The following is a 24041-nucleotide window of genomic DNA, read 5'->3' on the forward strand; positions in this document are numbered from 1 at the left end:
TTCAAGTAACTTGAATGTTTAGAATACTCCTGTAGCTCATTATAGGAGGAATACATGATGACAGAAACACATCAGCAGCTCATGAAATTACCAGTAAATCAAGTGTTTTTTAAATATTTCATCCCTGCAACGCTTGGATTAATCCTGATGTCAGCGAATATTTTAATTGATGGCCTATTCGTGGGAAATGGCATTGGAACCGCAGCACTGGCTGGAGTGAACCTTTCCTATCCGGTTATTTCGCTCATTATGGCCATCGCTCTGTGGATTGGGATAGGCGGAGCTACAAAGTACTCCATCAGCATCGGGGAGAATCGCCCTCAGAAGGCCAGCAGCATTTTTTCATTGGCTCTCTTCTTGGCGATTATCATCAGCGTGCTTTTAGGAGTATTCGGGATTCTCAACATTCAAACCATTTCGATATGGCTTGGTGCCAACTCCGATACCTCTTCTTATGTCATAGAGTACTTAAGCGTCATGTTTTTATTCGGCTGGGTCATCGCATTAGAACAGGTCTTAAGTATTTTTGTAAGGAATGACGGCAGTCCGAAGCTTTCGATGTTGGCTCTTGCAACGACATCTATTGTAAATATCATCCTGAATTTTTATACGATCATGATTTTAAACTTGGGAGTAACAGGCGCGGCGATTTCAACGGTGCTTGGCGGATTCGCCGGACTGCTTGTATTATCCCTGCACTTCTTTAACCGTCAAGCGCAACTGAGGAAGATAGCGTTTCAGTGGTCTTGGAAATCCCTTATGCACATCTTTGCCATCGGGTTTCCAAGCTTTCTGGCAGAGGCCGGGCTCCTCGCATTTGTAACAGGGTATAACCTGGCAATGGTCAGCCTGGCAGGCACGGAAGGAGTCGCTGCCTTCTCGGTCATTAACTACCTTCACGGGTTCATGTTCCTGTCATTCTTCGGCATTGAAATGGCACTTCAGCCCATGATTAGCTATTATCATGGTGCTGAAGAAAGCGAACGAATCAAAAGCAGCATGAAGATTGGAGAGAAGACCGCTGTTATCCTGGGTATTGTTTTGCTCGTGATCGGCTGGGGGGCTGCACCATTCCTTGTAGGCTTATTCGGAATAGAATCAACCGAAATCCAGCAACTGGCCATCGATGGAATCCGCCTGTTTTTTATCGGCTATATCTTCCTTGGCTATAACTTTGTCTATATGAGTTACTTTCAATCCATTGGCCGGGCCGGCTCATCAGTTGTCATCATTATATTGCGAAGCTTCGTGTCCCTTTTCATCCTGCTTTGGATTTTGCCTAAGTTTATTGGCGTCACGGGAGTTTGGCTATCCTTGCCGCTTTCCGAGTTTTTTGTCGCTGTCCTCCTCTTTTTCATTGCAAGAGAACATGTGATGGGAAAAGGAAATCCTGCTATCGGAAAGGGATGATCTTACAGCCGGGAGATTCTCCCGGCTTGTTGTCCTACAGGACTGAATTCATCAATTGAAGATTGAAATTCATGATACGAAAGAAATACTTGTGCTGTTTAAAGCCCCCTCCTATTTGAAGGTCATGATAGATTAAAGGCGCTTGCTTGTCACAGCCTTCGTACGCATATGGCGAGCTGACACGTTCGGCGTAATCGGCAAGTTAAATGTCGCCCTTTGCTAGTTACAGTTCGACAATAGATAGGTAAAGTTATAACTGTCCCCGCCCGCCAACAAGGCAGGACGGAATGACGACCAAATGAGCGAAGGTGCAGAAAGTTAAAGGAGTGCTCATACGTATGATGTCTCATACTCGAATTAAATTCCCGGCAGGATTTTGGGCAGGCTTGCGTCAATTAGGAATGACCGCCCCTGACGTGCTTCGAAAAGCCCGGCTGCCGCTCACCGTGATGACTGAATCAGTTGTCACGACTACCCAATACTTCGCGATCTGGCAGGCGTATTCCGATCTTGTTGATGACGTTTCCAAAGGAATCATCAAGCTTGCGACCGGCTTTGAGCCGGCACATTACCCTCCGGCCGTGTTAGCGGCTTACCATGCCCGTGACTACCGCGACGCGCTAAAGCGAATGGCCCGCTACAAACAACTATGCCCTCCCGAAAGCTTGCGTATCACTGAGGAAGGTGAGCTCTGTGCAATCGAACTGGAATGGTTGGATGATAAGCAATCCGGTCCGCCGCTCTTGATCGGCATTACGCTGGCATTTCTTCTGGAGCTCGGGCGCAGGGGCACAGGTCGGCCTTTGACAGCAAAGTCAGTCGAGTTTTCACACCCAATGGGCGACATGCAGGCGCTTGAAGCATACTTCGGCTGCCGTATCCGGAGCGGTGCAAATCGCAACCGGCTGACGCTGAATCGGGGAGATCTGGATCGCCCCTTTGTCTCGTATAACGCAGAGTTGCTGGAGATTCTGACTCCAGTGCTGGATCAATCGTTGAATGATCAGCAAAACAGCCTTTCAATCACCGGAGCGGTCAAGTGGATCATAAAACGCACGCTTCCAGGAGGGCACCCCGACATTCAGACTGTCGCGGGCGAATTGGGGATGAGCGGCCGCACCTTGCAGCGCCGGCTTACTGACGAAGGCACAAGCTTCAAACATCTGTTGACCCAAGTCAGACATGAACAGGCGCGGGAGTACTTGGCAGACCCTTCACTCGATATTAAGGAAGTCGCCTTTCTGATCGGATATGAAGATCAGAACTCGTTCTACCGGGCCTTCCGCCTTTGGGAAGGCGAGACTCCTTCTAATTGGAGGAAGCAAACCCGGCTGAATGGACTTAACTAGAATAGGAGAAATGTTTGATGGATATGGGATTGAACAATAAAACAGCTTTAGTTACCGGATCGACGAAAGGGATTGGAAAAGCAATCGCTATTGAACTTGCAAAAGAAGGTGTTCATGTACTCATTAACGGACGAAATGATGAAGAGGCAGAACGAACAGTCAATGAAATAAAATCAGCTTTCCCGGCTACATCTCCCCAAAATGCCACGGCTGACATCGTGGATATTAGGCAAAGGGAAGCTTTATTTAAAAAATACCCTCAAATCGATATTTTAGTAAACAATATGGGCATTTATGAAATGATGCAATATGAGGATGTCGACGATGAAGTATGGGACAAATACTTCCGCACCAATGTTCTGGCCGCAAATGGTTTAACTAAATTTTATTTACCTAAAATGCTGAAAAGTGATTTTGGCCGCATCATCTTTATTGCAAGTGAAGAAGCGATTATGCCTTCAGGCCAGATGCCTCAGTATTGTATGACAAAATCAATGCTATTATCATTGGCAAAAAGCTTATCAAAATTAACAATCGGAACAGAAGTGACAGTCAATACGATCATGCCGGGGCCGACGCTCTCTGAGAATGTAAAGCAAATCATTGAGGGAATGTATCCTGATGAAGGGATGACTTTTTCAGAAAAAGAGAAGGAATTTATGACGACAAACTTGCCTCAATCCGAAATACAGCGATTTATCAAGCCAATTGAAATCGGCAGACTGGCTGCATTTGTATGCAGTCCCTATGCATCCGCATTGAAAGGGTCTCCGATCCGTATGGACGGGGGAATGGTGCCGACTATTTTTTAAGATCCGTAACCCCTTCTGGCTGTGACTTCGTCAAAACTAAAAACAAGCTGGCGGCAATCAGCGCCAGCTTGCAACTTTTGATGACATGAATCCTCTTACAGATCAGCTTCTCCCCTTTTGCTCAACTTTCAACTGAATACTGTTGGACTTATAGATGATCTTCACTTTATACTTGCTTGGCAATCCCCTGGTCTCGATGGAAGAAAATGAGCCATGACGCTTGTGGAAGGTTATGATCGCCGATCCATCAGCCGGTACGTAATTGTCCGTAAAATTGAGACGTAATGTTCCTTTCAATTTTGCTTTGCCTTTAATTTTCAGCTGATCTTTTTTGCCGCTGAGCTGAAGTTCAAGTATTCCTTTAGCAGATTGTTTGTAGTCTCCTCCGATGATCAGTTTTCCCGGCACATCTTCCCTAAGGGTGCCTCCGCCTAGAGAAACATCACCTCTCCCGAAAGCTGTCTCCGAACCGCCCTCAAGCGTCCCTTGATCAATCCGTGTACCGCCGGAATATGTATTATCCCCTTCCAGCTTCAATGTGCCTGTCCCCTTTTTGGTCAGCTTTCCAGCGCCTGAGATGTTATTGCGCCAGCGATCGGCAGTATGAAAGCCGCCTTTTGCAGCATCCATGGTTACAGTCACGTTTTTAGTAAAAGCACCATACCCATCTGCGGCGGAAAAGAGATTAAGCCTTCCCCATCCTTCTGCATCATCAAGAACAGGATAGCCGGACGGAAGACCGGTAGTGGCTAAAACCAAACGGCGCTGTTTTTTGTCAAGGTAAGGAAAACGTGTTTCCAGCAGGACTTCGGCTCCCTTTGGAACTGCCATTGGTTTAGCGGTTGTGTTCATTTGACGAAATCCATATGTCAATCGTTCCGTATATTGTTTTTTATTCATCTCATAATCGCTGTATCTGTCTTCAGCTGTACCGGATTTCGTTAATAATTTACGATGGGCTTCATCATAAGCCGCTTTCTTTAATCTTTCATTGTCAGGATCAGACAGGATTGCAGCCGACAACGCCGTTGCCATGACCCGTCCCCCCATGACGTCCAGCGGCGAATGCATACCGGCAACAATCCGGTTATGACCGAGTTCAGAAGCGCGGGTCAACAGCTCCTGATAACGCTCCGGTATCGCATAGGCCATGGCAAAAGCGCTGAGATATGCGGCGTTCGTATGTCCGCTTGGAAAACCTCCGTCTTTGTTCGGATCAGGATTGATGACGGGAATAAGCGTTGGAACAATGATCAAATTGTCTTTCCAGCGAAACGGGCGGGGATAATTGAAATAGCCTTTAGCCGGATTCGATGAAGAATAGTTGCCGCGTAAAGTATTGACCAAACTCACGACATTTCCAAGTTCAGAGCTGGTGCTGCCTGAATTGGTTCCTTCATCATGATATTTTCTAATCAAGGCATCTGCCGGGATACTGGTGATCGTTGTCGTCGCTCCAGCGTTCATCCGATAGACGTCAGCAAGCTTGCCGAGGCCGTCAATTATACTGTAGCTCTGGCTCCTCCGATCATCAAAATAGGCAGCATTTTCCTCAAGCATCGTGCGGTGTTCAGCAATATCCACGACTTTTTGAATGTTGGCATCCAGCACCCTGCTGTTCAGTTTAGTACCGGTATCCCACGTCTTTCCGGGAGTCCACAGTTTATTAAATTCGGAAAGCACCCCGATGACAGGATTGGATTCCACCGTCGTATTGGCAGAGATATTATTTTTGTAATGGTCTACGAAAAATCCAGAAGAGGGCGGCGGAGCTGCGGTTGTTGGTTTAGTTGCCGCGCTCGCATCGCCTACAATCGGGGAACTTAGAAGAAGTGCCACAGAACAGACAGCTATCAGTAAATGCTTCCTCACCCTTAATCGTTTCATTCTCACATCATATCTCCCCTACTGTTAATCTTCTCTCAAAAATGCTTGTCCCAACCAGCAAGTTCTATATGATCGTATCGTAAATTTGTTAATCAAATGGCGTGATACTATTAATGTTTTGTTTTATTTCTCAACGTTCTTTCTAAACAGTTGAAAGATCGTGTAGACACAAACATCGGGTTGGAGGCACTGTCTGAGCATTTTTTAGATTCAAAGAAAAAGTGCAGGCCGCAAAGGATCTTAGTTATGTATCATGCTTGGAAGCGGGCGTGTTTAAAGTGAGAAAGATACCGGCCTAATAGGTAAATGAGAGACATTAAATATAAGAAGCTAGGATGAATAAAACCCTAGCTGTGATGAAGTCAAACTGATTTTCCCCATTTTCCAAATACCCTTCCTATTACAGCAGCATATGTAAGAACAAATGGCCATGTCACGACGAAGCATGTCAAAGACACCCACTTCGGCAGGGCTGCTGTATAATGAAGGATTGTTGTTAAGAATGTTAAGCAAATTAAAGTAATCGTGACATATCGAACTGATTTTTCACTTCTCTTATATTTTTCAATCAGAGTCGATCGATCAGTATATATCGGGGAAGTCCCGGGCGGAGCGGCAAAGACATGCATCCTATGCCGAGAACATACATGTTCCCAGCCTGCGGCTTCAAACATTTCGATATAACCCTCAAAGCTGTCTTCATCTATATCCTGATAATCAATGCTGTATGTTACATTCTTAGGCTCGCCTTTTTTCAGTTTATATCCCATAAATGCAAACGAATCGAGCATCCAGCCCTTGCTGGCCATCTCACTGAGCTTTTTCATATCTTTTTCTTCCGAAAAGGCCAATCCTTCAGACATCATATATTTTGTTTGTTTCATATTAATCCCCTTTCAATTGTTGAAAAGCAAGCTCACCGTGTTCAGCCATCACTCTTCTGCGTTGAATTTCCTTTTTTAATAATTCTCGGCCATGCAGGGTTGTTCTGTACACTTTACGGCGCGGGTTGTCGTTGTCTAAAAGTTCAATAATCCCTTCCTGAAGTAATTTTTTTAGCAATGTATATAAGGTAGCCGGACCGATAGCAAAGGAATGATCAGTCATTTCCTCTATTTCCTGCATGATGGAATATCCGTGCTTTGGCTCTAACAATGTTAAGACAATGTAATATGCCGGATCAGTGAGCTGATCCATCTCCTGACGACGTTGCTTTGGCAAGTGGTCACCTCATTTCTTATATCAACAATAGATATATCATTTAATGATATAATAAAATTTACCTTCTCGTTTGTCAATTATTTTTCTGAATTCAGTTAGTGACATTAGACTGAGACATAGCAGGACACGGAAGATTCGGGAAAACCGGCTAAAGAAATGAAAGATTTTACTAAATACATATCAAGAACTTCGAAAAATGGACAATCAACAATTAATTTTTCCTTAAAGCTATAAATATGAAAAAGAGCTGTCAAGAAAATCTCGACAGCCTAACTCTATAGAGAGGACAGATCTTAAAAATCCAGCCTCTCTCTTCTTTTTAAAACGCTTATGAACTTGACCGAAATCCCTTACATTTATTTATTTTCCTTCTCTAAAAACGCCATAACCGCTTTTGTCAGATTCTGCGCTTCTGCCGGTGCATCCGGAGAGCCGAACATCTTATTTAAATCACTGTGAGATAAGCTGTTGACTTGATACACAAAATCCGTTGCCTTCGCTTTGTTTACGGTTTCCGCAAATTTGTAAACGGCAGGATCTTCCCAGCGAGTCACAAGATAGGCCGGCGGCAATTTTGAGTTGTTGATGTAGGAGAGCGGCGATGCATTTGTCCACACCTTTTCGTCGGTGCCAAACACTTTTTTATAAGACGGGATCGCTTCGATGAATCTTTTCATATCCAAGGGTCCATCTAAAACAACAATCGAATTGAGTGCGGATGGCGTGAGGCCGACACGATTTAAATATGTTGAATCCGCGGCAATTAAGCCGGCCAAGTGTCCCCCTGCCGAATGTCCCATGACATTGATTTTTGACGGATCGATTTGATACTCATCCGCATGATCCATCACCCATTTGACAGCCTTGGCCGCATCATCAGCCATCTCATCATACTGAACATCGGGATGAAGCCGATAGTTGACAGATACAAAAACATAGCCGTTTTCTGTAAAAAATGCCGGCTTCGAAGCAGCCCTGCTTTTGTCGCCGCTTGTCCATCCTCCGCCGTGAAAGTAGATAAGAACGGGATGTTTTTCACCTTCGTTTGTCTGCGGTGTATAAATATCCAATGTTTGTCTGTCGTCTTTTGCATAATGAACATTTTCGGCATTCTTGTTAGCTGTACAGGCGAACAAGCTGATACAGAGCATCGCCAATCCTGCCCATTTGATGAATCCTCTCAAATTAAAAAACACCTTTCTTCTTTAGCCAGTATATTTAAAACGCCTCACATAACATTCCGGGAATGCTCATCTGTTAAGCGGTTATAACAGGTGGCGGAACATTAACATATGTTTCTAATTATAAACAGAAACAAGAAACTTACAAATATTAAAATCAATAAGAAAAGGCAAAGTCTTTTATTGCCGCTGTACGGTAACCTGTGAGGAAAATATGAGAAGATGCACTCGTGGGAAAGCGAACCTGAGATTAAGCGTCAAGAAGAGTACTCCCCGTCATATCGGGGAGTACGATTTTTATGAGCCTTGTAATAGATGAACGTCTCATAATCTGATGTTCTATTTTCAAGATGAAAACATTCCATGCTTTTTCTTCGGCCGAAATGACAGATCGCAAATCCCATCATTTAAAAAGATAATGGCAGTTCATCTAAAGCTCTCATCAAAAAGTTGCCTTTCCATTTGATCTGCTCCCTTTCGCCTTTGATCTCTATATGTTCAAAGCGGTGCAGCAAGGTCTGAATGGCGATTTTGGCTTCCAATCGGGCAAGCGGTGCGCCCAGGCAAAAATGGCTGCCATGGCCAAAGGCCAGGTGGCGGTTATCCTTTCTTTCAATATCAATACGGTCGGCATTCGGGAAGACCGTGTCATCACGGTTGGCCGAGGCTAATGAAATGATGATCACATCTTTTCTCTTCATCTCCTGTCCGTGCAATGTAAACGGTTCGGCCACCCAGCGCAGAGTGGTTAATTCCACGGGGCTGTAAAATCTGAGCGCCTCTTCAATGGCTGAGTCAATGAAATCGGGGTTTTGACGAAGCTTTTCCAGCTGATCTGGGTGGTTCAGCAAGGCAAAAGTCATATTGGTTATTAAGTTTACCGTTGTTTCATGTCCTGCAACGATAAGGAGCATAATCGTCGAATACAGCTCTTCTATGCTTAATGTCGTTCCTTCACTTTCTGCCTGAATTAATGCACTGACTAAATCCTCAGCCGGCTCGTCCCTTTTTTTGCGGACCAAATATTCCAGGTATTCAGCGAATTCGCCTATTTTATGCTTGTATTCCTCCAGGCTTTCGGGCGTGTCAGAAAAATCAATAACCGCCTGGGACCAAACTCTGAATTTTTGCCGATCTTCAAGCGGAATACCAAGCATCTCGCTGATGACAATGATCGGCAGCGGGAAAGCGAAGTCGTCTACAAGATTCATGGAATGATTCGGTTCTACTTGATCCAATAAAGAATCAGCGATTTTTTGGATTCTGTTCTCGAGCTGTAAAACCATCCGGGGAGTAAATGCTTTCTGTACAAGAGACCGCAAACGGCCGTGGTCGGGGGGATCTGAGTTGAGCATATGCTTTGATAAAGGTTCTTCATTTTCCAGAGCGGAGAAGTTCTCTAATTCTTCTTCAGTAAACACATTTTCGTAATTTTTCTTCATTCTTGCATCCTTTAATATATGGACCGCATCATCGTACCTCGTAATGAGCCAGCCTTCGCCCAGATCCCCCATCGATACGGGATAGACAGGACGGGAAGCGCGTAATCGCTTGTAAAATTCGTACGCTTCATCTTTAAATGCTGCAGAAGACAATTCTCTCTCAGTTAATATGGCGAAGCTCTCCTCTTGTTTTGAAGACATACATCCTACCTCCATCTCTATTTTTGTAAATAACAGCCTGCACCGGAATGATAAACCGCGATAGTGCGTTAGGCTATTCACATCCACTCATTCACAAATATTATAATTCCAGGAAAACCCACATTCAATCGGCAATCAAGCGGGAGATGTTCATTAATGAACACCTTCCGCATTCATTGTTTAGAAATGAGACGGGGAATGCAAAAAGAGGCATGAAAACAAGCTGAGACCGGCGCTATGCCGATCTCGCTATAAGTAAATTTAAAATAAAAAATCCTCTTAGTTTACTGTTCCTTTTCAAGGAACTGCAGTCTAACAGGAGCCCTTCGGTTGTCCGATCGGAATGTATTCGTTTGTTGACGGCCTGAAGTTCTTCCCTTCTCTTGCTTATCGACTTCCGCATCTTTTTTAAAACGCTCATGATATCTGAAGCCTTCGGAGGATTATTGATTTAATGCTTGAGCAGCTTGATCACTTGTTCTTATTTTTACAACAATATATACAATAGCTGATATCCAAACTGCGATGATTCCAATATAAATAGCCGGATATAATGCTGTTTGATCGATCCACGAATGGACAAGCGTTCTTGTGTTGACGAAGATGATCAGTCCGCCGACCAGAACGCCCATTAATCGGGTATGCACCTTCTGCACCAGCCAGGCGGCAATCGGAGCCGCAATAATTCCGCCAATCATCAATGCACCAACCCACAGCCAATTGACTTCTTCCCAGCCGAGAGAAATGAAAAATCCTAACGTTGCCGAAACGGCAATAGCAAACTCGCTTGTGTCAACAGTTCCCACTACTTTTCTCGCACTGACACCTTTTTTGGATAACAAAACTGGAGTGGCAATCGGCCCCCAGCCGCCCCCTCCGGTTGCATCAGCAAAACCCGCGATTAATCCCAGGGGAACGGCTTTTTTTCTCGAAAGGCTGATACCGCTTTTTTGCTCTCCTATTTTAAACATGAATAGAAATCGAGTGAGCACATACACGCCGAGGACAAGCAGAAACATTGAAATATAAGGTTTCGCAAGCTCGCCCGGAATGTTGCTTAAAAAGGAAGCGCCGAGAAATGCCCCGAGTGATCCCGGGATGACGAGTCGTTTGACCGTTTGTTTATCAACGTTTCCAAACTTTATATGCGACACACCGGATGCCGCGGTTGTGACGACTTCCGCCAGGTGAACGGATGCTGACGCAACCGCCGGTGCGATGCCGAAGGCAAGCAGCAATGATGACGATGTCACCCCGTACGCCATCCCTAAGGCGCCATCTATCAGCTGCGCAAATAATCCTATCAAGACAAATACAATCAGCTTTTTCATGTTGGCCTCCCACTTCAATTGGTTTATTTTTATTGTTAAATATAATCTATACTATACCTACCTGTAAAGTACGAATTTTAAAAAATATAAATTTTTTGTATTTTTCATCGACACCAGCAAAAAAGAGCATATGCATGCAAAATGAGCGCCTATCCCCCGGTCTTTTGTCTTATGGATATTCATTAATGAACACCTTCTGGAATCATTGTTTAGTAATGAAGTTTAATTTGAAAGGTTTCATCATGCATCTGCTCCTTTTGCGTTTCACTTACCCCAAAGCGAGCGAGGATGACAACTTTTAAAATGAACCGAGGAAGGGAAGAAAGCAAATTTGAACCGCTCCCGATTGTCGGGAGCGGTATTTTTTTGACTCATAGCTCTTTGTACATAAAGTAATCAAAATCGGCATGTTTATGTGCCCCGCTTGTATCTTGGCATTGCATTCCCACAAAAGCTCCGGTGAAGAATCCGCCTCCGCGCACATAATCATCTGACAATTTTTTGGACTCCAACGGGATCTCAATGTTATACCAGTCTTTTTTATTAAAAGAATAGGAGTAATAATATGTTTCCCATTCGACATTTACTCTTAAATAAACATATTGTATGTCTCGCGGTATGACAATTTTGTCTTTTATCGGCTGTGAAAATGAAAAATTATCGCATATCGTTAATTCCAAAATGCGCCCAAGGTCTTCATCATAAGTCACTTGAAGAGCCGTCCAGTTCTCGGTATTGTAGTAATTCACCAGTCCCGCGGCTTGCTGAAAGGTCTCCGGGTTGAAATCAACAGCAGTCTCCGCTATAAAATGGAGGTTTTGCCAACGCCTCGCTACAAGCGCCTGGGTAAATGTGGATGTTAGCGATTCACGTCCATATAAACGTAAATGATTCGGCCTTTCAGTCAATGAGCCTAATTCTTTCGTAAAGGGAATCCGCAATGTCTGAAAGTTAATATTTAAGGTCCGATCAGCAAATTGATCGACTTCCTGATATGTCGATGGGAACTTGGTTTCAACTATGCGGGGCGCTTCCACCTCCACCTTCCCCTCTTTTCCGCCTACCACATAAGGCCATTCGTCTTTCCACTCCAATTTTTGAATCGCGGTTTCTCTTCCCAAAGGACAATATCCTCGTTGGTGAATAACCGAGTCATCATCAGGGTGAATAGGACGCCCGGTTAAATGGGCTAAATACCATTCGCCTGTATGCGTTTCCACAATTGATGCATGTCCGCATTTCTGCAACGGATTCCGAGGTTCGTGCCAAGACGTCAAAATTGGATTGTCGGGGTGAGTTTCATATGGTCCTTCGATATTTTTTGAACGGGCAATTGTGGCGGCATGTTCAAAACGGGTCCCGCCTTCCGCCGTCAATAAGTAGTAATAATCCCCGATATGATAAAGGTGCGGTGCTTCAGTTAGTTTAATATCTGTGCCTTCAAAAATGATTTTCGGATGATGGATAAGTTTTTTTTCGCGCACGGAAAATTCCTGCATCACAATGCCTCCGAATGAATGGCGGCCGATCCGGTGATCCCACAGCATATTTAATAAATATTTTTTTCCGTCGGCATCATGGAACAATGAAGCATCAAAGCCGGAACTATTTAGTTTAATCGGCTCCCCCCAATCCCCATCAACGGTTTCGCAAGTAACTAAATAGTTATGGCAGTCTTTCCAGGCTCCATCCACAACTTTTACGTCTGTATATATAAGCCAGAACTTTCCATCACTGTAACTTAGACAAGGCGCCCATACACCGCCTGAGTTGGGATTCCCTTTCATATCCAATTGCGAAACCCTCTGCAACGGATGTGCAACTAAATGCCAATTCACTAAATCTTTTGAATGATGGATTTGCACTCCTGGAAACCATTCGAAGGTGGATACTGCGATATAATAATCTTCCCCTACTCTGCATATGGATGGATCGGGGTTGAAACCTTTAAGCACCGGATTGATAATCTTCATCTTCATTCCTCCTCACGGTTGTCTTTAAAATGTAAGCCGGTAATCGTATTCCCACTGAAATTCTTCATAGGGTCCAAGTCACTTTATCTCTATTCTCTAATTCACGTACGACTTTTGCATATTTTTCATCGCTTAAATTGTAAAAATTAATGTCAATCATAGCTAATATAAGGAAAATAATAGGAACTACAGTTGTCGTTAATAATATCCCTGTCAACGCTTCAGGAGATTGGACCTGACCTGCGGCATAGCCGAACTTCTCCAGTATGAGCCCTGGAACGATTCCGCCGAGTGCCATACCAAACTTGAAAAAGAAGCCGATAATCGCATAAATCAATCCACTCAAGCGTTTCCCTGTCTTATATTCGCCATATTCGATTGTTTCAGGGATAAGCGCCCACATATATCCCCCGGCCGTCACACTTCCAACTGCGGCAATGACACGAAAGAAGAGCACCAAAAACACATTGCTTGGCGGAACAATGAGAATGGCTAAAAGTCCAATGATATTTAATAACAAAGCGGCATTCAATAGTTTTCTCTTTCCCAGCCACTTATTGATTCGGGGTATAAACGGCAGGATGGCCAATGCAGGAAGGCTTCCAAGCAAGCCGTACCATTTCACAAGATCTGCTCTGCCTACATTGTACGTCATGTAGTAAATGCCAACGGAATTGCTTATCGAGTTAACCCCAAAAATAATGATAAAGAAAATGCTTAACACAACTAACGGACGATTCACCCTGAATTGCTCAAATATATCGGAAAATTTAATCTTTTCTTCAGGCATTTGCAGAGTGACTCGTTCTTTTGTAACTTTAAAACAAAAGATTAATAGACAGGCGCCAATGATCCCAAGCATGCTCATTGTCAGCTGCCAGCCAAGAGCCGTGTTCCCTGTCGTATCACCTAAATAAGTAGAAAGGAAAGGAACAAAAAAAGATACGATAAGTCCGCCAAGATTGGCAAAGACCATCCGAACAGAAGTAATGCTGACGACCTCTTGATTATCTCTGGTCATCGCGGAGGTTAATGCGCCGTATGGAACATTTATCGCCGTATATGTGAGCGATAAACCGACATACGTGATATAAGCGTAGATTAATTTTCCGGTATCTGAAAAATCCGGGGTTGTAAAACAGAGGATGGCAAGTACAGAAAGCGGAAACGCGCCGAACAGCAGATACGGCCTAAAACGCCCGAATCTGCTGTTTGTTCGGTCTACTAATGTTCCGATAAAAGGATCGGCAAGCGCATCAATAATTCGAACAATTAGAAACATTGTTCCAGCAGCGGCGGCTGACAAACCGTAAACATCCGTATAGAAAAATAAAAGATATGTAGAAACCGTGGTGTAAATTAAATTACATGCCAAATCTCCAGAAGCATAACCGGATTTTTCGTACATACTTACTTTTTTCACATGTTCACCCGTCATGATTCTTACCTCCTTCACAGCCTTTTCAAAGCGGCTTTATGATAAGCTTGGATGAAAGCGCATACATTAAACCTGACAAGCGGCCTTCCAGCCGAAGTGAGACAGATGCTTCCCTCGTCAACCAAGAATTCTCTTCAAGACTATTGGTTCATGTAACCTCATCACCTCCGTTTGCAATTTTCAAAAAAATCAGATTTCAAATATTGCTTTTTATCAGCAGCATAAAAATTTTCTTCCTCTTTCATCCACTCCTCATGCCCATACTTAGTTTAACCATCAAACTAAGTTTAAGTTAGTTTGAAAATGTTGTCAATCATTAACATGTGCCTATTTTGATTTCAAAAGAGAAAAGAACGCCTAAAAAATCAAGGAGAGGTGACAACATTAAAGGAAGCGCTCGGCAGAACTGGACCCTGCATGTGATACCTGCATCATATGTTATAGCGCCAAAGCACCTTGATCGGCCTTTTTTCTTAATAAAAGTACAATTTATGGATCTCGCTTGCAAAAAGTGCATCGCGCGAAAAAGATAAACCAAATTTTTCAGGGAACAATGCCTCATTCTTTCATCTATGATGAATGATACAATCCCCAGTGTAGTGACTAAAAAGGAGGACCAATCATGAAATACAGCAAAATCGGTGCCTTATTGCTCACTTTGGCGTGTTTGCTTTTGCCTTTTTCTTCGGCGTCTGCAGCAGGTGCCGGTGTATGGGATAATATCGGCACATACGGCATGACATCGCAAACTCCGATCATCAAATCAAGCGGAGGGAAATTTTATTTTCACAACAACAGCTTTTACGGCTTTACATTTACGCTGTATGAAGTTGACGGGGCGGGAAGCACGCCTGAAATCGTAAGAAAAAATTTCTACGTCGGACCGAAAAGCAACAGTCCGGTGATCGATGTCAGCAGTTTTACAGATGGTGCGAATAAACAAGCAGAACTCGTCCTGTTTAAAGGGAATGATACATACATCACCGTTACTTGTTATGATTGAATGTCCCATAAACAGCAAGCCCGCCGTTTACAACCGGCGGGTTTTTTGATCAAGTTCCCTCCTTATACCTATAGGCACTAAAAAGTTCCTATATGACTTTAAAGTGCGTACTTCCGTTTTGGGGTCTTCTGTTCCATAATCATGAATGATGTTTTGTTTGACATTGTTCTGTTTATAATGAAAAGAAAACGGAGGGATCAATGATGAACTTGGATTTACGGGGAAAAACAGCGTTGGTGACCGGATCGACGTCCGGAATCGGCAAAGCGATTGCCGCTTCACTTGTGAAAGAAGGTGCGTCTGTCATCATTAACGGACGCCGGCAAGAAAAGGTCAACCAAACAATAGACGAATTGAAAGGCCAATTTCCCGAAGCTGTTTTTCAAGCGGCCCCTTATGACCTTGGCACTGAAAAAGGGTGTCAAGGCCTATTAGCAGCATTCCCGGATGTTGATATTCTGGTCAATAATTTAGGGATTTTTGAGCCGATGGAATATTTCGAGATTCCGGATGAGGATTGGTTCCGCTTTTTCGAAGTGAATATTATGAGCGGGGTAAGGCTCTCTCGGAGCTATTTGCAAAACATGATCGGGAAAAAAGAAGGCCGGGTCATTTTTATTGCGAGCGAAGCCGCGGTTATGCCGTCACAGGAAATGGCGCACTATAGCGCTACAAAAACGATGCAGCTTTCGATTTCCCGGAGCTTGGCAGAGCTTACAGCGGGTACAAATGTCACCGTCAATACCGTTATGCCGGGCTCAACCTTAACCGAAGGTGTTGAAACGATGCTGAAGACCCTTTATCCGGATGAAAACCTGACGATCGAAGAAGCGGAAAAGCGGTTTATGAAAGAAAACCGGCCGACCTCTATCATACAAAGGCTGATTCGGCCGGAGGAAATCGCGCACTTTGTCACCTTTTTAAGCAGTCCGCTTTCATCGCCGATCAATGGTGCAGCCTTGCGGGCGGACGGCGGATTGGTGCGCAGCGTCTTTTAAATGAAAGGCTGGAATGCCCGGCATTCCAGTCACATGATCATCGTTTGGCATACACATGTTGGAAGACTGCGGTCGCATCCCATGCATTCAAGCCGAAGGCTCCGTCGGCAAACGTTGAATCCCGGGCGCTTATCACCAATCGGTCGTCCAAGTATATATTAAAGTTGGAACCGCGGGCCACCGTTTTCAGGTGATATTTCCGGCCGGCTTCTATCGGTGTGCGGTGTGCGGCAATAACAGAGGCCGAACCGTTTTCAAATTTAAAAAACTTTACCACGTCATGCTTGGCATCCACATTGGCAAGGTATCCGTTTTTAACATCCTTGTCGGCCCGAAACACGAGAGCACCTGCCCCTCTTCCATTTCCATCCTTTATCGTAACATCTGCTTCATATGTGAAATCTGTTCCTTTTGCTGAAGATAAAATGAACGAATCCCCGTCAGAGCGCCCTTGTTTTCCAGCAATCGTGTCAGCCCATACGCCGTTTACGGTCGTCCAGCCGGTCAAATTCGATTGAAAAGGTGACGCTCCCCATACTTTTTTCAGAGGATGAACCGTCATGGAATTCAGCTTGACAAACCCGTTTGATGCATATACTTCAAGCCCTTTGCTGGATCGGTCCGGCAGAATAATGTCGGTGATCACCTGCCTCCCGTCGTTGCCGAATACTTCGACTGAAGAGCGATCGACATAAATGCGCATCTTCACCTTTCCACCGACCGGTTGCAGCGGGGCCGCATGCTTTCCGGTGTTAAAGTTCGGATGAAAGGAGACGTTTCCGGATTGGCTTCGGTCGACGAACAGTGAAGCGCTGTTTTTGCTGTAGCCGATTTTCGTATATTCGTTTTCCCCTGTTCGGACTTTAAAGCCGAATTCGGCCGCAGCTCCGGTGTTTACTTGAAATTCCGCATTGATTTCGTAAGCATCTCCCGACAGCGCTTTCAAAAAATTTCCGTTTCGAGGCGAAATGATCTTGTTTTTCCACGTTTGCGATGCTCCCCTGATCGACTGCAGCTCCGCTACCGGAGCCTGAACAATTCTAAGCCCTTCAGAAAACGCTTTCAATTTTAGTTCTCTCGGGATCGACATTGCGCTTCTCCACGGGGAAGTGGGAACATCGTTTGCGTATTGCCAATTGCTCATCCACCCTAACCAAAGCCTTCGTCCGTCTGACTGCGGGATATCAGACCAGCTGACAGCTGCGTAGAAGTCTTTGCCGTAATCTGTCCATAATACGCGATTCGGCGGGTTTTCATTTTTAAAGGTTGTTCCGTCAAAGCTTCCGACGAAATATTGCATGCCTGATCCTCCTGAGACAGCACCGTCTCCAACACTGACTTGCATCACCCATTTCGTTTCATTCGGTCTGCCTTCTACAGGAAGCTCAAACAGATCGGGACATTCCCAAACGCCTCCATGGCTGCCCTCTCCTTCGCCGAATTCGCTCGCATATGTCCACTGCTTCAAGTCAGGTGATGTATAGATCAGAATTCGGTCGCCGCCCGCAAGCATCATCACCCACTTTTTCGTCTGTTCATGCCAAATGACTTTCGGATCGCGGAAATCTTTTTTTCCCGGGTTTGGAATGACAGGGTTGCCTGAGTACTTCGTCCATGACCTGCCTTTGTCATTGCTGTAGGCGATGCTTTGCACTTGTTCCCCGTCCCGGTCCTGCGTATAAATAGCAACGAGCGGCTTTTCTGCCCCTGTTTGAAACCCTGTTGTATTGTGACGATCGACGACGGCACTGCCCGAAAAAATCGTCCCTTTTTCATCCGGATACAGTGCGACCGGCAAATGCTCCCACTTGACTAAATCTTTACTTACTGCGTGTCCCCAATGCATCGGCCCCCAGCGCAAACCATACGGATGATATTGATAAAACAGATGATATTCCCCCGCGTAATACACCATCCCGTTCGGGTCATTCATCCAGTTTGCTTCTGGTGTGAAATGATACTTGGGCCGGTGATCCTCGTTATAGTAGTCCGGGTCGGCCGCAGCTGCGGAAAAGGCTTCCGGAAACATCATGGCCCCTATGATCCCCATCTGAATCATTCTCTTTTTCATCCCTTTTCTCCCCTCTTCTTCACTCGGTTTTTATAGTGACGATTAAGGCAGGAAGTCCAAACTGCCGCCCCCTTTTTGCGGCCGAATGGACCTGCCTCTCCAAAAGCTAAGAAAAGAACCCCCAATACATTTTATGCCAAAAATCCCGCCCAATAGCCGACAATCCCAATGATAAAAATGCCGAAAATCATGAGAAGAGGATTCACCCCTTTCCGAAGCATCCAGGCAGCGAGCAATGTCAATCCTAAAGGCAGTACACCCGGCATGATGCTGTCTAAAATGTTTTGCACAGTCTGCACATCGACTTTGCCTGCATCATCCTTAATTCTCGACACGACGATCGGGATATTGATCGTCGTCCACTTGGAAACGAGAGCTCCCATCACAAACAGCCCGAGTATTGAAGCGCCTTCCGTCAGTTTTTGAATGCGGTTCCCGACCAAGTCCTGCAAAATTTCCATACCTTTCAGATAGCCGTACTTTAACCCGTAGTATTTCGCACTTAATCTGACGGCGTTGATTAAAAAGAAAAACAAAAGCGGGCCAGCGATATTTCCGCTTAAAGCAAGCGACGCTCCCAAGGCTGCCAGAACCGGGCGCAACGTCCCCCAGAAAATCGGATCGCCCACACCTGCCAACGGTCCCATTAAGCCGATTTTCATTCCATTAATCGCTTTGGCATCAATCTTTTTATGATTGGCCATTTCTTCTTCCATCGCAGCGGTCACGCCAAATATCGGCGCGGTCAGCCACGGATGCGTATTAAACCATTCCAGGTGGCGCTGGAGCGCTTCGCTCCGTTTCGCTCCCGGACCGTACAGCTTTTTGATCGCCGGAATCATGACGTAGCAGTAGCCGAGCGCCTGTACACGCTCAAAGTTAAATGATCCGAGCAAAAAGTTTGAGCGGATAAACATACTGAAAATCTCTCTCTTCGTTAACCTTTTTTCTGTGCCCATTATGTCGTCCCTCCTTCAATTGTTAAGCATCCAGATCATCGTCATCATAAGCGGCCATGCTGCTGTCACTGGCGGCCGCAACCGCCCCCTGCTCATGATTTTTTTGCATCACTTGCTGATATAAAAATGCCAGACAGAGCCCGAGGGCACCGAAGCCGACTAAATTGAAATCGGTAAACGCGGCCAGCAAAAAACCGATATAGAAAAACGGCTTCAAATACGGAATGTTCATCATATTGATGACCATCGCATACCCGACAACAACGATAATCCCTCCGCCTATTTGCAAACCTTTTGTGATGACTTCCGGAATATTTCCCAAAAACGCCTGAACAGCGCTGACACTGATCAGAGCCACAATCAATGTCGGAATCATAACGCGCAGCGCCTGAAACGCCATGGCGGTTATATGCATGATTTCAATTCCTTTAAAATTGCCATCCTTTGCGTATTTGTCGGCGCGGTGAATTAAAAATACGGTGATCGTCCGGACGAAAATCGTCAGTGCCTGACCCGCAGCAGCCAGAGCCACCGCGACGGCGATCCCTTCGCCGATTCCCTGATCGGCGGTAATCACTAAAATCGTCGAAATCACGGAAGCGATGGCCGTATCGGGGGCCATTGCAAGACCGACGTTCATCCAGCCAAGCGCCATCAGCTCCAGCGTTCCGCCGAGAATGATGCCTGTTTTCAGATCCCCTAGGACAAGGCCGACCAAAGTGCAGGCAATCAGCGGACGGTGTGTCTGCCCTTCGTCCAATACGCTACCGATACCTGTTATAGCTGCAATGACGAGCAGCAAAATAATTTGAATCGTTGACATGCCTTTAGAACCCTCCTTCTAGGATTTTGTTGCGTTTCTTAAAATCTGCATAAAGTCTTCGCTCGAATCTGACGGCAGCTGCCTCAATTCCAGCTTTACGCCCAATTCTTGCAATTGTTCAAACGCTTTGATGTCCTTTTCAGTAACGCTTACCGATTTCGTGATTTGCCTGCGGTTATTCTCGAAGCGCATCCCGCCGACATTGACTGTTTCGATCGGAACGCCTGCTTCGATTAAGGAAACAATGTCGCCCGGATTTTCGAATAACAGCATGGCCGTCGTATCTTCGTACCGCGGACTGTGAAACGCTTTGGCCATTTTGGAAATCGAAACGGCGCTGGCTTTTACATTTGAAGGTGCGACAGAAAGGATCAGTGTTTTTCTCATTTCGTCCTGTGCCACCTCATCAGAGACAACGATAATCCGATCAGCAGCGTGGATTTTGATCCATCTTGTTAATACTTGGCCGTGGATAAAGCGGTCATCAATTCTTGCCAAAACGATTTTCATTACAATTCATCCTCTCTTCCCTGATTGGACTGACTGAATTTTTCCAATTGCTCGCTGCAGATTTGGAAGCATTCCCGGCTCATTTTTTTCAACTGGTTCAGCAGTTGTTTGAGCGGCATATGCTCCCTCAAGCTCAATGCCTCTAACAGAATCGGCAGGTTCACCCCGGCTGCCATATCGAATCTCCGCTCCTTCGCGATGTAAGGGGTCGCTGCGTTATATGGCGTCCCGCCGAAAATATCCACTAAAAAAAGCACCTCGTGTTCCTCCGGAATGGCCTTTAGCGTCTGATGATATTTTTCTTGCAGTGTTTGAATGCCTTCCCCTTTCAGAAACGGCACCGCGATCAGGCTGTCTTCTTCTCCGAATATCATCCCTGAAGATTCTTTTAATGCTATGGGAAAGTTTCCGTGGCCGCTGATAATGACTGTAATCATGTACATTTGCTCCTTTCTTTTTTTCGTTCGCTTATTCATAATGCAAGTATCGTGCCAACAAAGTTGTATTAAGCGCTTTCATTACATCTCAAGGCGGATTTTTTCCATACTTGAAACACATTCAAACATAAAAATAAACCTGTATTAAAATGGGGGTCCACTTAATACAGGTTTACCTGAAAAAATCGCTGCTGGAAAACAGCTATAACTCTTCAGCAAAGATGGACGCGATAAACATTTTTTCATCTTCGCTGATCGCAAGTCCAAGCTTTTCTTCGTAAGGCTTTAATGTTTTCTCTGTGAGGTGAAGAACGTTTTCAAGCTGATCATTCATCTCTTCTTCCTCCGGAAAAGCGATCGGGTTCTGTTTGATCACCCTTTCAAAAGCAAAAGCGGTATGCATGATGACTTTAATCAGCACCGCGTTGCTGAATGTAATACGCAGTTCGTCTTGAACCGTCTGAAGCCACTCCAACAGCATGTCTATCATATGATAGGGATTCAAAAAGACAAGATACTTCTTCAGGCTGTCTTCGCAAAGCTCCTTTACCACCACATTTTCAGCGGATAATCCGCCGCTCATCGGGATATTGCCGTTTGCGATCACTTGCTGAATCACTTTTTCTCCTTCGCCTTCAATCAATACTTCTAAAGGCACGTGCGGGGCATCGATTTTAGGGTTCTTCGTGCCAACCGTGGCAAGGATCTCATACTCTTTTTCAATTTCTTTTATACGGCTTGCTAATTTGATCGATGACACCGTCAAAATGCTGATTTGTTCATCAGATGTCCTGCTCACGATTGATGTTAAGATCTCTTCGAGCTTCTTCGCCGTTCCGCCGCCTGTCGTGCAAATGGAGACGATCGCCTTCTTTTTGCCTGAAACCCGCGGTTTATCGGTCCATAAATCGATGAAATCCTTTGTAACCGAATCATAGATGGCGTGCAAATTCAAATTCAAATAATTCACCTTGCGGACGGCATCGAGCACCATCGATGTCGTGACATTGCTGATCGTTTTTATTTTAACGCCCGTTTGTTGTTCAAGCCTGCTTTCCAGCATGGCAAGCGATCCCATGTCGACAAGCATTAAAACGCCTTCTCCTTCATCAACCTGCTTTACTTTTTCCGCCAGACAGCTGACGATTTCCGCAGGTGAAACGGTCAAAGGCATATCAACCGCAGCAATCGGGGTGCTTCCCAGCAGTTCAGTGGCTACTTCAACCATAGAGCTCGCCGTGCTGTTTCCATGGGCAGCCACGACAATGCCCGTTCTTTTGTTTTCTTTCCATGATTTAATCGACTGAATCAGCATCGTCAAGTAGATGACTTCGATTTCCGGAACGGTTACTTTGAAATATGCTTGAATTTTATCTTTGAAAATCAGCGCGACTTCATATTCTTTCACATGGGTTTCCCTGATTTCATCTGTTTCCTGCGGATTTAAGACATCAATTTGCTTTCCGCGCTTTAAAAATGCGGCGATGTGCATGCTCAGGAAATAGATAAATTTACGGTCGAATTTGCAGTCAAGCTCATGTTCGGCGACTTCCTTTAATTCTTTCGTCATCTGAATCACGTCGTCTTCAACGAATTTGAGTAAGCTGTGGTTTTGAAGCATTTTCTGATTAAAAAAGCTTCTGACGTGCAAATGAATATCCGTTAAAATATATTGATTGATTTGCTTTTTTGTTAAACCTTCTTTATTCAGGATTTTCGCCTTTTCTTCTATGACATGATATAAGTTAAATGAGTCATCGATTTTCGTTGTTTCATCTTCCACAATCGGAGAGATGATTGTTGTAATGTTGACGTATTCAGAAATCATTTTGCTCCGTTCGATATTTTTGCTGCTGGACATCCAATCCTCTTTGATCTCATCGGGAAGATCCCGGACGGTCAGTTCAACAACCTCGTCTTTGTCAAGGTTATTTAAAAACCCGTGCGCACAGACCAGCTGCACATTTGATTTCAGCTGTCCGACATTTCCGAATTTTGCAGAATGAATCAGTGCATTATAGACATCGATGTGCACATTTAAGTTTTTTTTGATCCGCTCTGCTTCTTTTCCCAATAAAAACGTTGTCAGCTCCACTCTTTCTCCAAGGGACCGTTCATTGAGCGAAGGAATATGTACGGTCATCGGAATTCTCCGTAAAAATGTCTTCAGCAATGCAGAACTCGGGTTTTCTGTTGTTGCGCAAATAAACAGGACTTTTGCCGTTCGTTTATGCTCTGTTTCACCAAGCCTGTTGTATGTGCCGCTGTCAATGAAATAAAACAGCATTTCCTGCCCCTCCGGCGGGAGACGATGAATTTCATCCATAAACAGAATGCCCCCGTCCGCCTGCTCGACTAATCCCGCTTTGTCTTCACCCGCACCTGTAAAAGACCCTTTTTTATGTCCGAACAATTGAGAGAGCAACAATTGAGGATTGTTATAATAATCTGCACAGTTGAATGTGATGAACGGGGAATCGGGCTTCAATACGTCAGAATAAACGGCGAACTGGTAGATCAGGTTCGCAAACAGCGATTTCCCCGAACCCGTCGGCCCGAGCAGCAGCATGTGCAAGCCGTGCGGCGGATAAAAGACAGCTGCTTTTGCCTGAGAAATTGCCTTTTTCAAGCTCCCTTTAGCCCCGATCATAAGCTCAAGGGGATCGGCGGACATGTTGTGCGCCGGCTTTTTTTGGCCGTCAGCCAGCCGCTTCAGTTCTTCAACCTCCATCAACTCTGAATTCCATTTGATGTTCAGGATGTTTTCAACGATTTCCACGGGGACGTAGCGGACGGGGAACGTTTTAATCTTGATCACCTTTTTGGCCCGTACAAGATTGTTTAATTCAAAGCTGACATTTGAACGCTCCATTTGCAGCTGCCCGGCGATTTCTTTAGCCGAATTCCCTTGTATCTTTAATAGCTGATTTAAATTCATTTCACGAAAATTATCCAGCAGCTGATGGTAGATTTTATCTATTCTTTTCATATGTAT

General features: G+C 44.9%; 19 protein-coding genes. 5 read left to right on the forward strand and 14 right to left on the reverse strand.

Annotation, left to right across the window (positions count from 1 at the left end):
• The first annotated feature begins 54 nt into the window (after nucleotides 1-54).
• From BTA31_RS18910 to BTA31_RS18920, 3 genes are all read left to right on the forward strand, one after another.
• On the forward strand, nucleotides 55-1410 hold the full coding sequence (locus BTA31_RS18910; protein WP_043926567.1) for an MATE family efflux transporter: 1356 nt from the start codon (nucleotides 55-57) through the stop codon (nucleotides 1408-1410).
• Nucleotides 1411-1751: 341 nt separating this feature from the next.
• Entirely contained in the window at nucleotides 1752-2759 is a 1008-nt protein-coding gene (locus tag BTA31_RS18915; RefSeq protein ID WP_076793599.1) for an AraC family transcriptional regulator, read from the forward strand.
• A 17-nt stretch (nucleotides 2760-2776) separates the two neighbouring features.
• Nucleotides 2777-3571 carry an SDR family NAD(P)-dependent oxidoreductase gene (locus BTA31_RS18920; RefSeq protein WP_076793517.1) on the forward strand — a complete coding sequence of 265 codons (795 nt, stop codon included), beginning with the start codon at nucleotides 2777-2779 and terminating at the stop codon, nucleotides 3569-3571.
• Between the two features lie 102 nt (nucleotides 3572-3673).
• Here the strand turns inward: BTA31_RS18920 and BTA31_RS18925 are convergent, their stop codons facing one another.
• From BTA31_RS18925 to BTA31_RS18960, 8 genes are all read right to left on the reverse strand, one after another.
• The gene (locus BTA31_RS18925) at nucleotides 3674-5458 is read right to left on the reverse strand and encodes a phosphatase PAP2 family protein (RefSeq protein ID WP_076793600.1); all 1785 of its coding nucleotides are present in this window, start codon (nucleotides 5456-5458) and stop codon (nucleotides 3674-3676) included.
• A gap of 362 nt (nucleotides 5459-5820) precedes the next feature.
• The gene (locus BTA31_RS18930) at nucleotides 5821-6342 is read right to left on the reverse strand and encodes a DUF2812 domain-containing protein (RefSeq protein WP_043926564.1); all 522 of its coding nucleotides are present in this window, start codon (nucleotides 6340-6342) and stop codon (nucleotides 5821-5823) included.
• A 1-nt stretch (nucleotide 6343) separates the two neighbouring features.
• Nucleotides 6344-6679, reverse strand: coding sequence for a PadR family transcriptional regulator (locus tag BTA31_RS18935; protein ID WP_043926563.1), 336 nt, complete (start codon nucleotides 6677-6679; stop codon nucleotides 6344-6346).
• Between the two features lie 356 nt (nucleotides 6680-7035).
• Nucleotides 7036-7863 carry an alpha/beta hydrolase gene (locus BTA31_RS18940; RefSeq protein ID WP_076793518.1) on the reverse strand — a complete coding sequence of 276 codons (828 nt, stop codon included), beginning with the start codon at nucleotides 7861-7863 and terminating at the stop codon, nucleotides 7036-7038.
• Between the two features lie 404 nt (nucleotides 7864-8267).
• Nucleotides 8268-9503: a cytochrome P450 family protein gene (locus tag BTA31_RS18945; protein ID WP_076793519.1), complete on the reverse strand. Its 1236-nt coding sequence runs from the start codon at nucleotides 9501-9503 to the stop codon at nucleotides 8268-8270.
• A gap of 443 nt (nucleotides 9504-9946) precedes the next feature.
• On the reverse strand, nucleotides 9947-10834 hold the full coding sequence (locus tag BTA31_RS18950; protein WP_076793520.1) for a sulfite exporter TauE/SafE family protein: 888 nt from the start codon (nucleotides 10832-10834) through the stop codon (nucleotides 9947-9949).
• A 371-nt stretch (nucleotides 10835-11205) separates the two neighbouring features.
• A complete protein-coding gene (gene xynB / locus BTA31_RS18955; protein WP_076793521.1) occupies nucleotides 11206-12807 on the reverse strand; it encodes a xylan 1,4-beta-xylosidase in 1602 nt (533 codons plus the stop codon).
• Between the two features lie 64 nt (nucleotides 12808-12871).
• Nucleotides 12872-14245, reverse strand: a complete 1374-nt coding sequence (locus tag BTA31_RS18960) for an MFS transporter (RefSeq protein WP_076793522.1) — start codon at nucleotides 14243-14245, stop codon at nucleotides 12872-12874.
• A gap of 622 nt (nucleotides 14246-14867) precedes the next feature.
• Between BTA31_RS18960 and BTA31_RS18965 the strand changes: the two genes are divergently transcribed.
• Nucleotides 14868-15248, forward strand: a complete 381-nt coding sequence (locus BTA31_RS18965) for a hypothetical protein (RefSeq protein WP_043926558.1) — start codon at nucleotides 14868-14870, stop codon at nucleotides 15246-15248.
• 203 nt (nucleotides 15249-15451) lie between these two features.
• Nucleotides 15452-16246, forward strand: a complete 795-nt coding sequence (locus BTA31_RS18970; RefSeq protein WP_076793523.1) for an SDR family NAD(P)-dependent oxidoreductase — start codon at nucleotides 15452-15454, stop codon at nucleotides 16244-16246.
• 37 nt (nucleotides 16247-16283) lie between these two features.
• On the opposite strand, the gene BTA31_RS18975 is transcribed toward BTA31_RS18970, so the two are convergent.
• The 6 genes from BTA31_RS18975 to BTA31_RS19000 form a co-directional block, all read right to left on the reverse strand.
• On the reverse strand, nucleotides 16284-18317 hold the full coding sequence (locus tag BTA31_RS18975) for a glycoside hydrolase family 32 protein (protein WP_076793524.1): 2034 nt from the start codon (nucleotides 18315-18317) through the stop codon (nucleotides 16284-16286).
• A 131-nt stretch (nucleotides 18318-18448) separates the two neighbouring features.
• Entirely contained in the window at nucleotides 18449-19276 is an 828-nt protein-coding gene (locus BTA31_RS18980; RefSeq protein ID WP_076793525.1) for a PTS system mannose/fructose/sorbose family transporter subunit IID, read from the reverse strand.
• A 22-nt stretch (nucleotides 19277-19298) separates the two neighbouring features.
• On the reverse strand, nucleotides 19299-20099 hold the full coding sequence (locus tag BTA31_RS18985) for a PTS mannose/fructose/sorbose transporter subunit IIC (RefSeq protein WP_076793526.1): 801 nt from the start codon (nucleotides 20097-20099) through the stop codon (nucleotides 19299-19301).
• A gap of 18 nt (nucleotides 20100-20117) precedes the next feature.
• A complete protein-coding gene (locus BTA31_RS18990) occupies nucleotides 20118-20609 on the reverse strand; it encodes a PTS sugar transporter subunit IIB (RefSeq protein ID WP_043926553.1) in 492 nt (163 codons plus the stop codon).
• On the reverse strand, nucleotides 20609-21046 hold the full coding sequence (locus BTA31_RS18995) for a mannose/fructose/sorbose PTS transporter subunit IIA (protein WP_043926552.1): 438 nt from the start codon (nucleotides 21044-21046) through the stop codon (nucleotides 20609-20611). The genes BTA31_RS18990 and BTA31_RS18995 overlap by 1 nt, the downstream gene beginning before the upstream one ends.
• Nucleotides 21047-21248: 202 nt before the next feature.
• Nucleotides 21249-24035 (reverse strand): sigma-54-dependent transcriptional regulator, encoded by a 2787-nt coding sequence (locus BTA31_RS19000; protein WP_076793527.1) that lies wholly within the window; start codon nucleotides 24033-24035, stop codon nucleotides 21249-21251.
• Nucleotides 24036-24041: the final 6 nt, after the last annotated feature.

The sequence above is a fragment of the Bacillus haynesii genome (assembly GCF_001969855.1).
GTDB lineage: Bacteria > Bacillota > Bacilli > Bacillales > Bacillaceae > Bacillus > Bacillus haynesii.

Excerpts from the sequence above, each read along its gene's own strand:
- BTA31_RS18910 (WP_043926567.1), top strand. The coding sequence starts at position 55 with ATGATGACAGAAACACATCAGCAGCTCATGAAATTACCAGTAAATCAA.
- BTA31_RS18915 (WP_076793599.1), top strand. The coding sequence starts at position 1,752 with ATGTCTCATACTCGAATTAAATTCCCGGCAGGATTTTGGGCAGGCTTG.
- BTA31_RS18920 (WP_076793517.1), top strand. The coding sequence starts at position 2,777 with ATGGATATGGGATTGAACAATAAAACAGCTTTAGTTACCGGATCGACG.
- BTA31_RS18925 (WP_076793600.1), bottom strand. The coding sequence starts at position 5,458 with ATGAAACGATTAAGGGTGAGGAAGCATTTACTGATAGCTGTCTGTTCT.
- BTA31_RS18930 (WP_043926564.1), bottom strand. The coding sequence starts at position 6,342 with ATGAAACAAACAAAATATATGATGTCTGAAGGATTGGCCTTTTCGGAA.
- BTA31_RS18945 (WP_076793519.1), bottom strand. The coding sequence starts at position 9,503 with ATGTCTTCAAAACAAGAGGAGAGCTTCGCCATATTAACTGAGAGAGAA.
- BTA31_RS18950 (WP_076793520.1), bottom strand. The coding sequence starts at position 10,834 with ATGAAAAAGCTGATTGTATTTGTCTTGATAGGATTATTTGCGCAGCTG.
- xynB (WP_076793521.1), bottom strand. The coding sequence starts at position 12,807 with ATGAAGATTATCAATCCGGTGCTTAAAGGTTTCAACCCCGATCCATCC.
- BTA31_RS18960 (WP_076793522.1), bottom strand. The coding sequence starts at position 14,245 with ATGACGGGTGAACATGTGAAAAAAGTAAGTATGTACGAAAAATCCGGT.
- BTA31_RS18965 (WP_043926558.1), top strand. The coding sequence starts at position 14,868 with ATGAAATACAGCAAAATCGGTGCCTTATTGCTCACTTTGGCGTGTTTG.
- BTA31_RS18970 (WP_076793523.1), top strand. The coding sequence starts at position 15,452 with ATGAACTTGGATTTACGGGGAAAAACAGCGTTGGTGACCGGATCGACG.
- BTA31_RS18975 (WP_076793524.1), bottom strand. The coding sequence starts at position 18,317 with ATGAAAAAGAGAATGATTCAGATGGGGATCATAGGGGCCATGATGTTT.
- BTA31_RS18980 (WP_076793525.1), bottom strand. The coding sequence starts at position 19,276 with ATGGGCACAGAAAAAAGGTTAACGAAGAGAGAGATTTTCAGTATGTTT.
- BTA31_RS18985 (WP_076793526.1), bottom strand. The coding sequence starts at position 20,099 with ATGTCAACGATTCAAATTATTTTGCTGCTCGTCATTGCAGCTATAACA.
- BTA31_RS18990 (WP_043926553.1), bottom strand. The coding sequence starts at position 20,609 with ATGAAAATCGTTTTGGCAAGAATTGATGACCGCTTTATCCACGGCCAA.
- BTA31_RS18995 (WP_043926552.1), bottom strand. The coding sequence starts at position 21,046 with ATGATTACAGTCATTATCAGCGGCCACGGAAACTTTCCCATAGCATTA.
- BTA31_RS19000 (WP_076793527.1), bottom strand. The coding sequence starts at position 24,035 with ATGAAAAGAATAGATAAAATCTACCATCAGCTGCTGGATAATTTTCGT.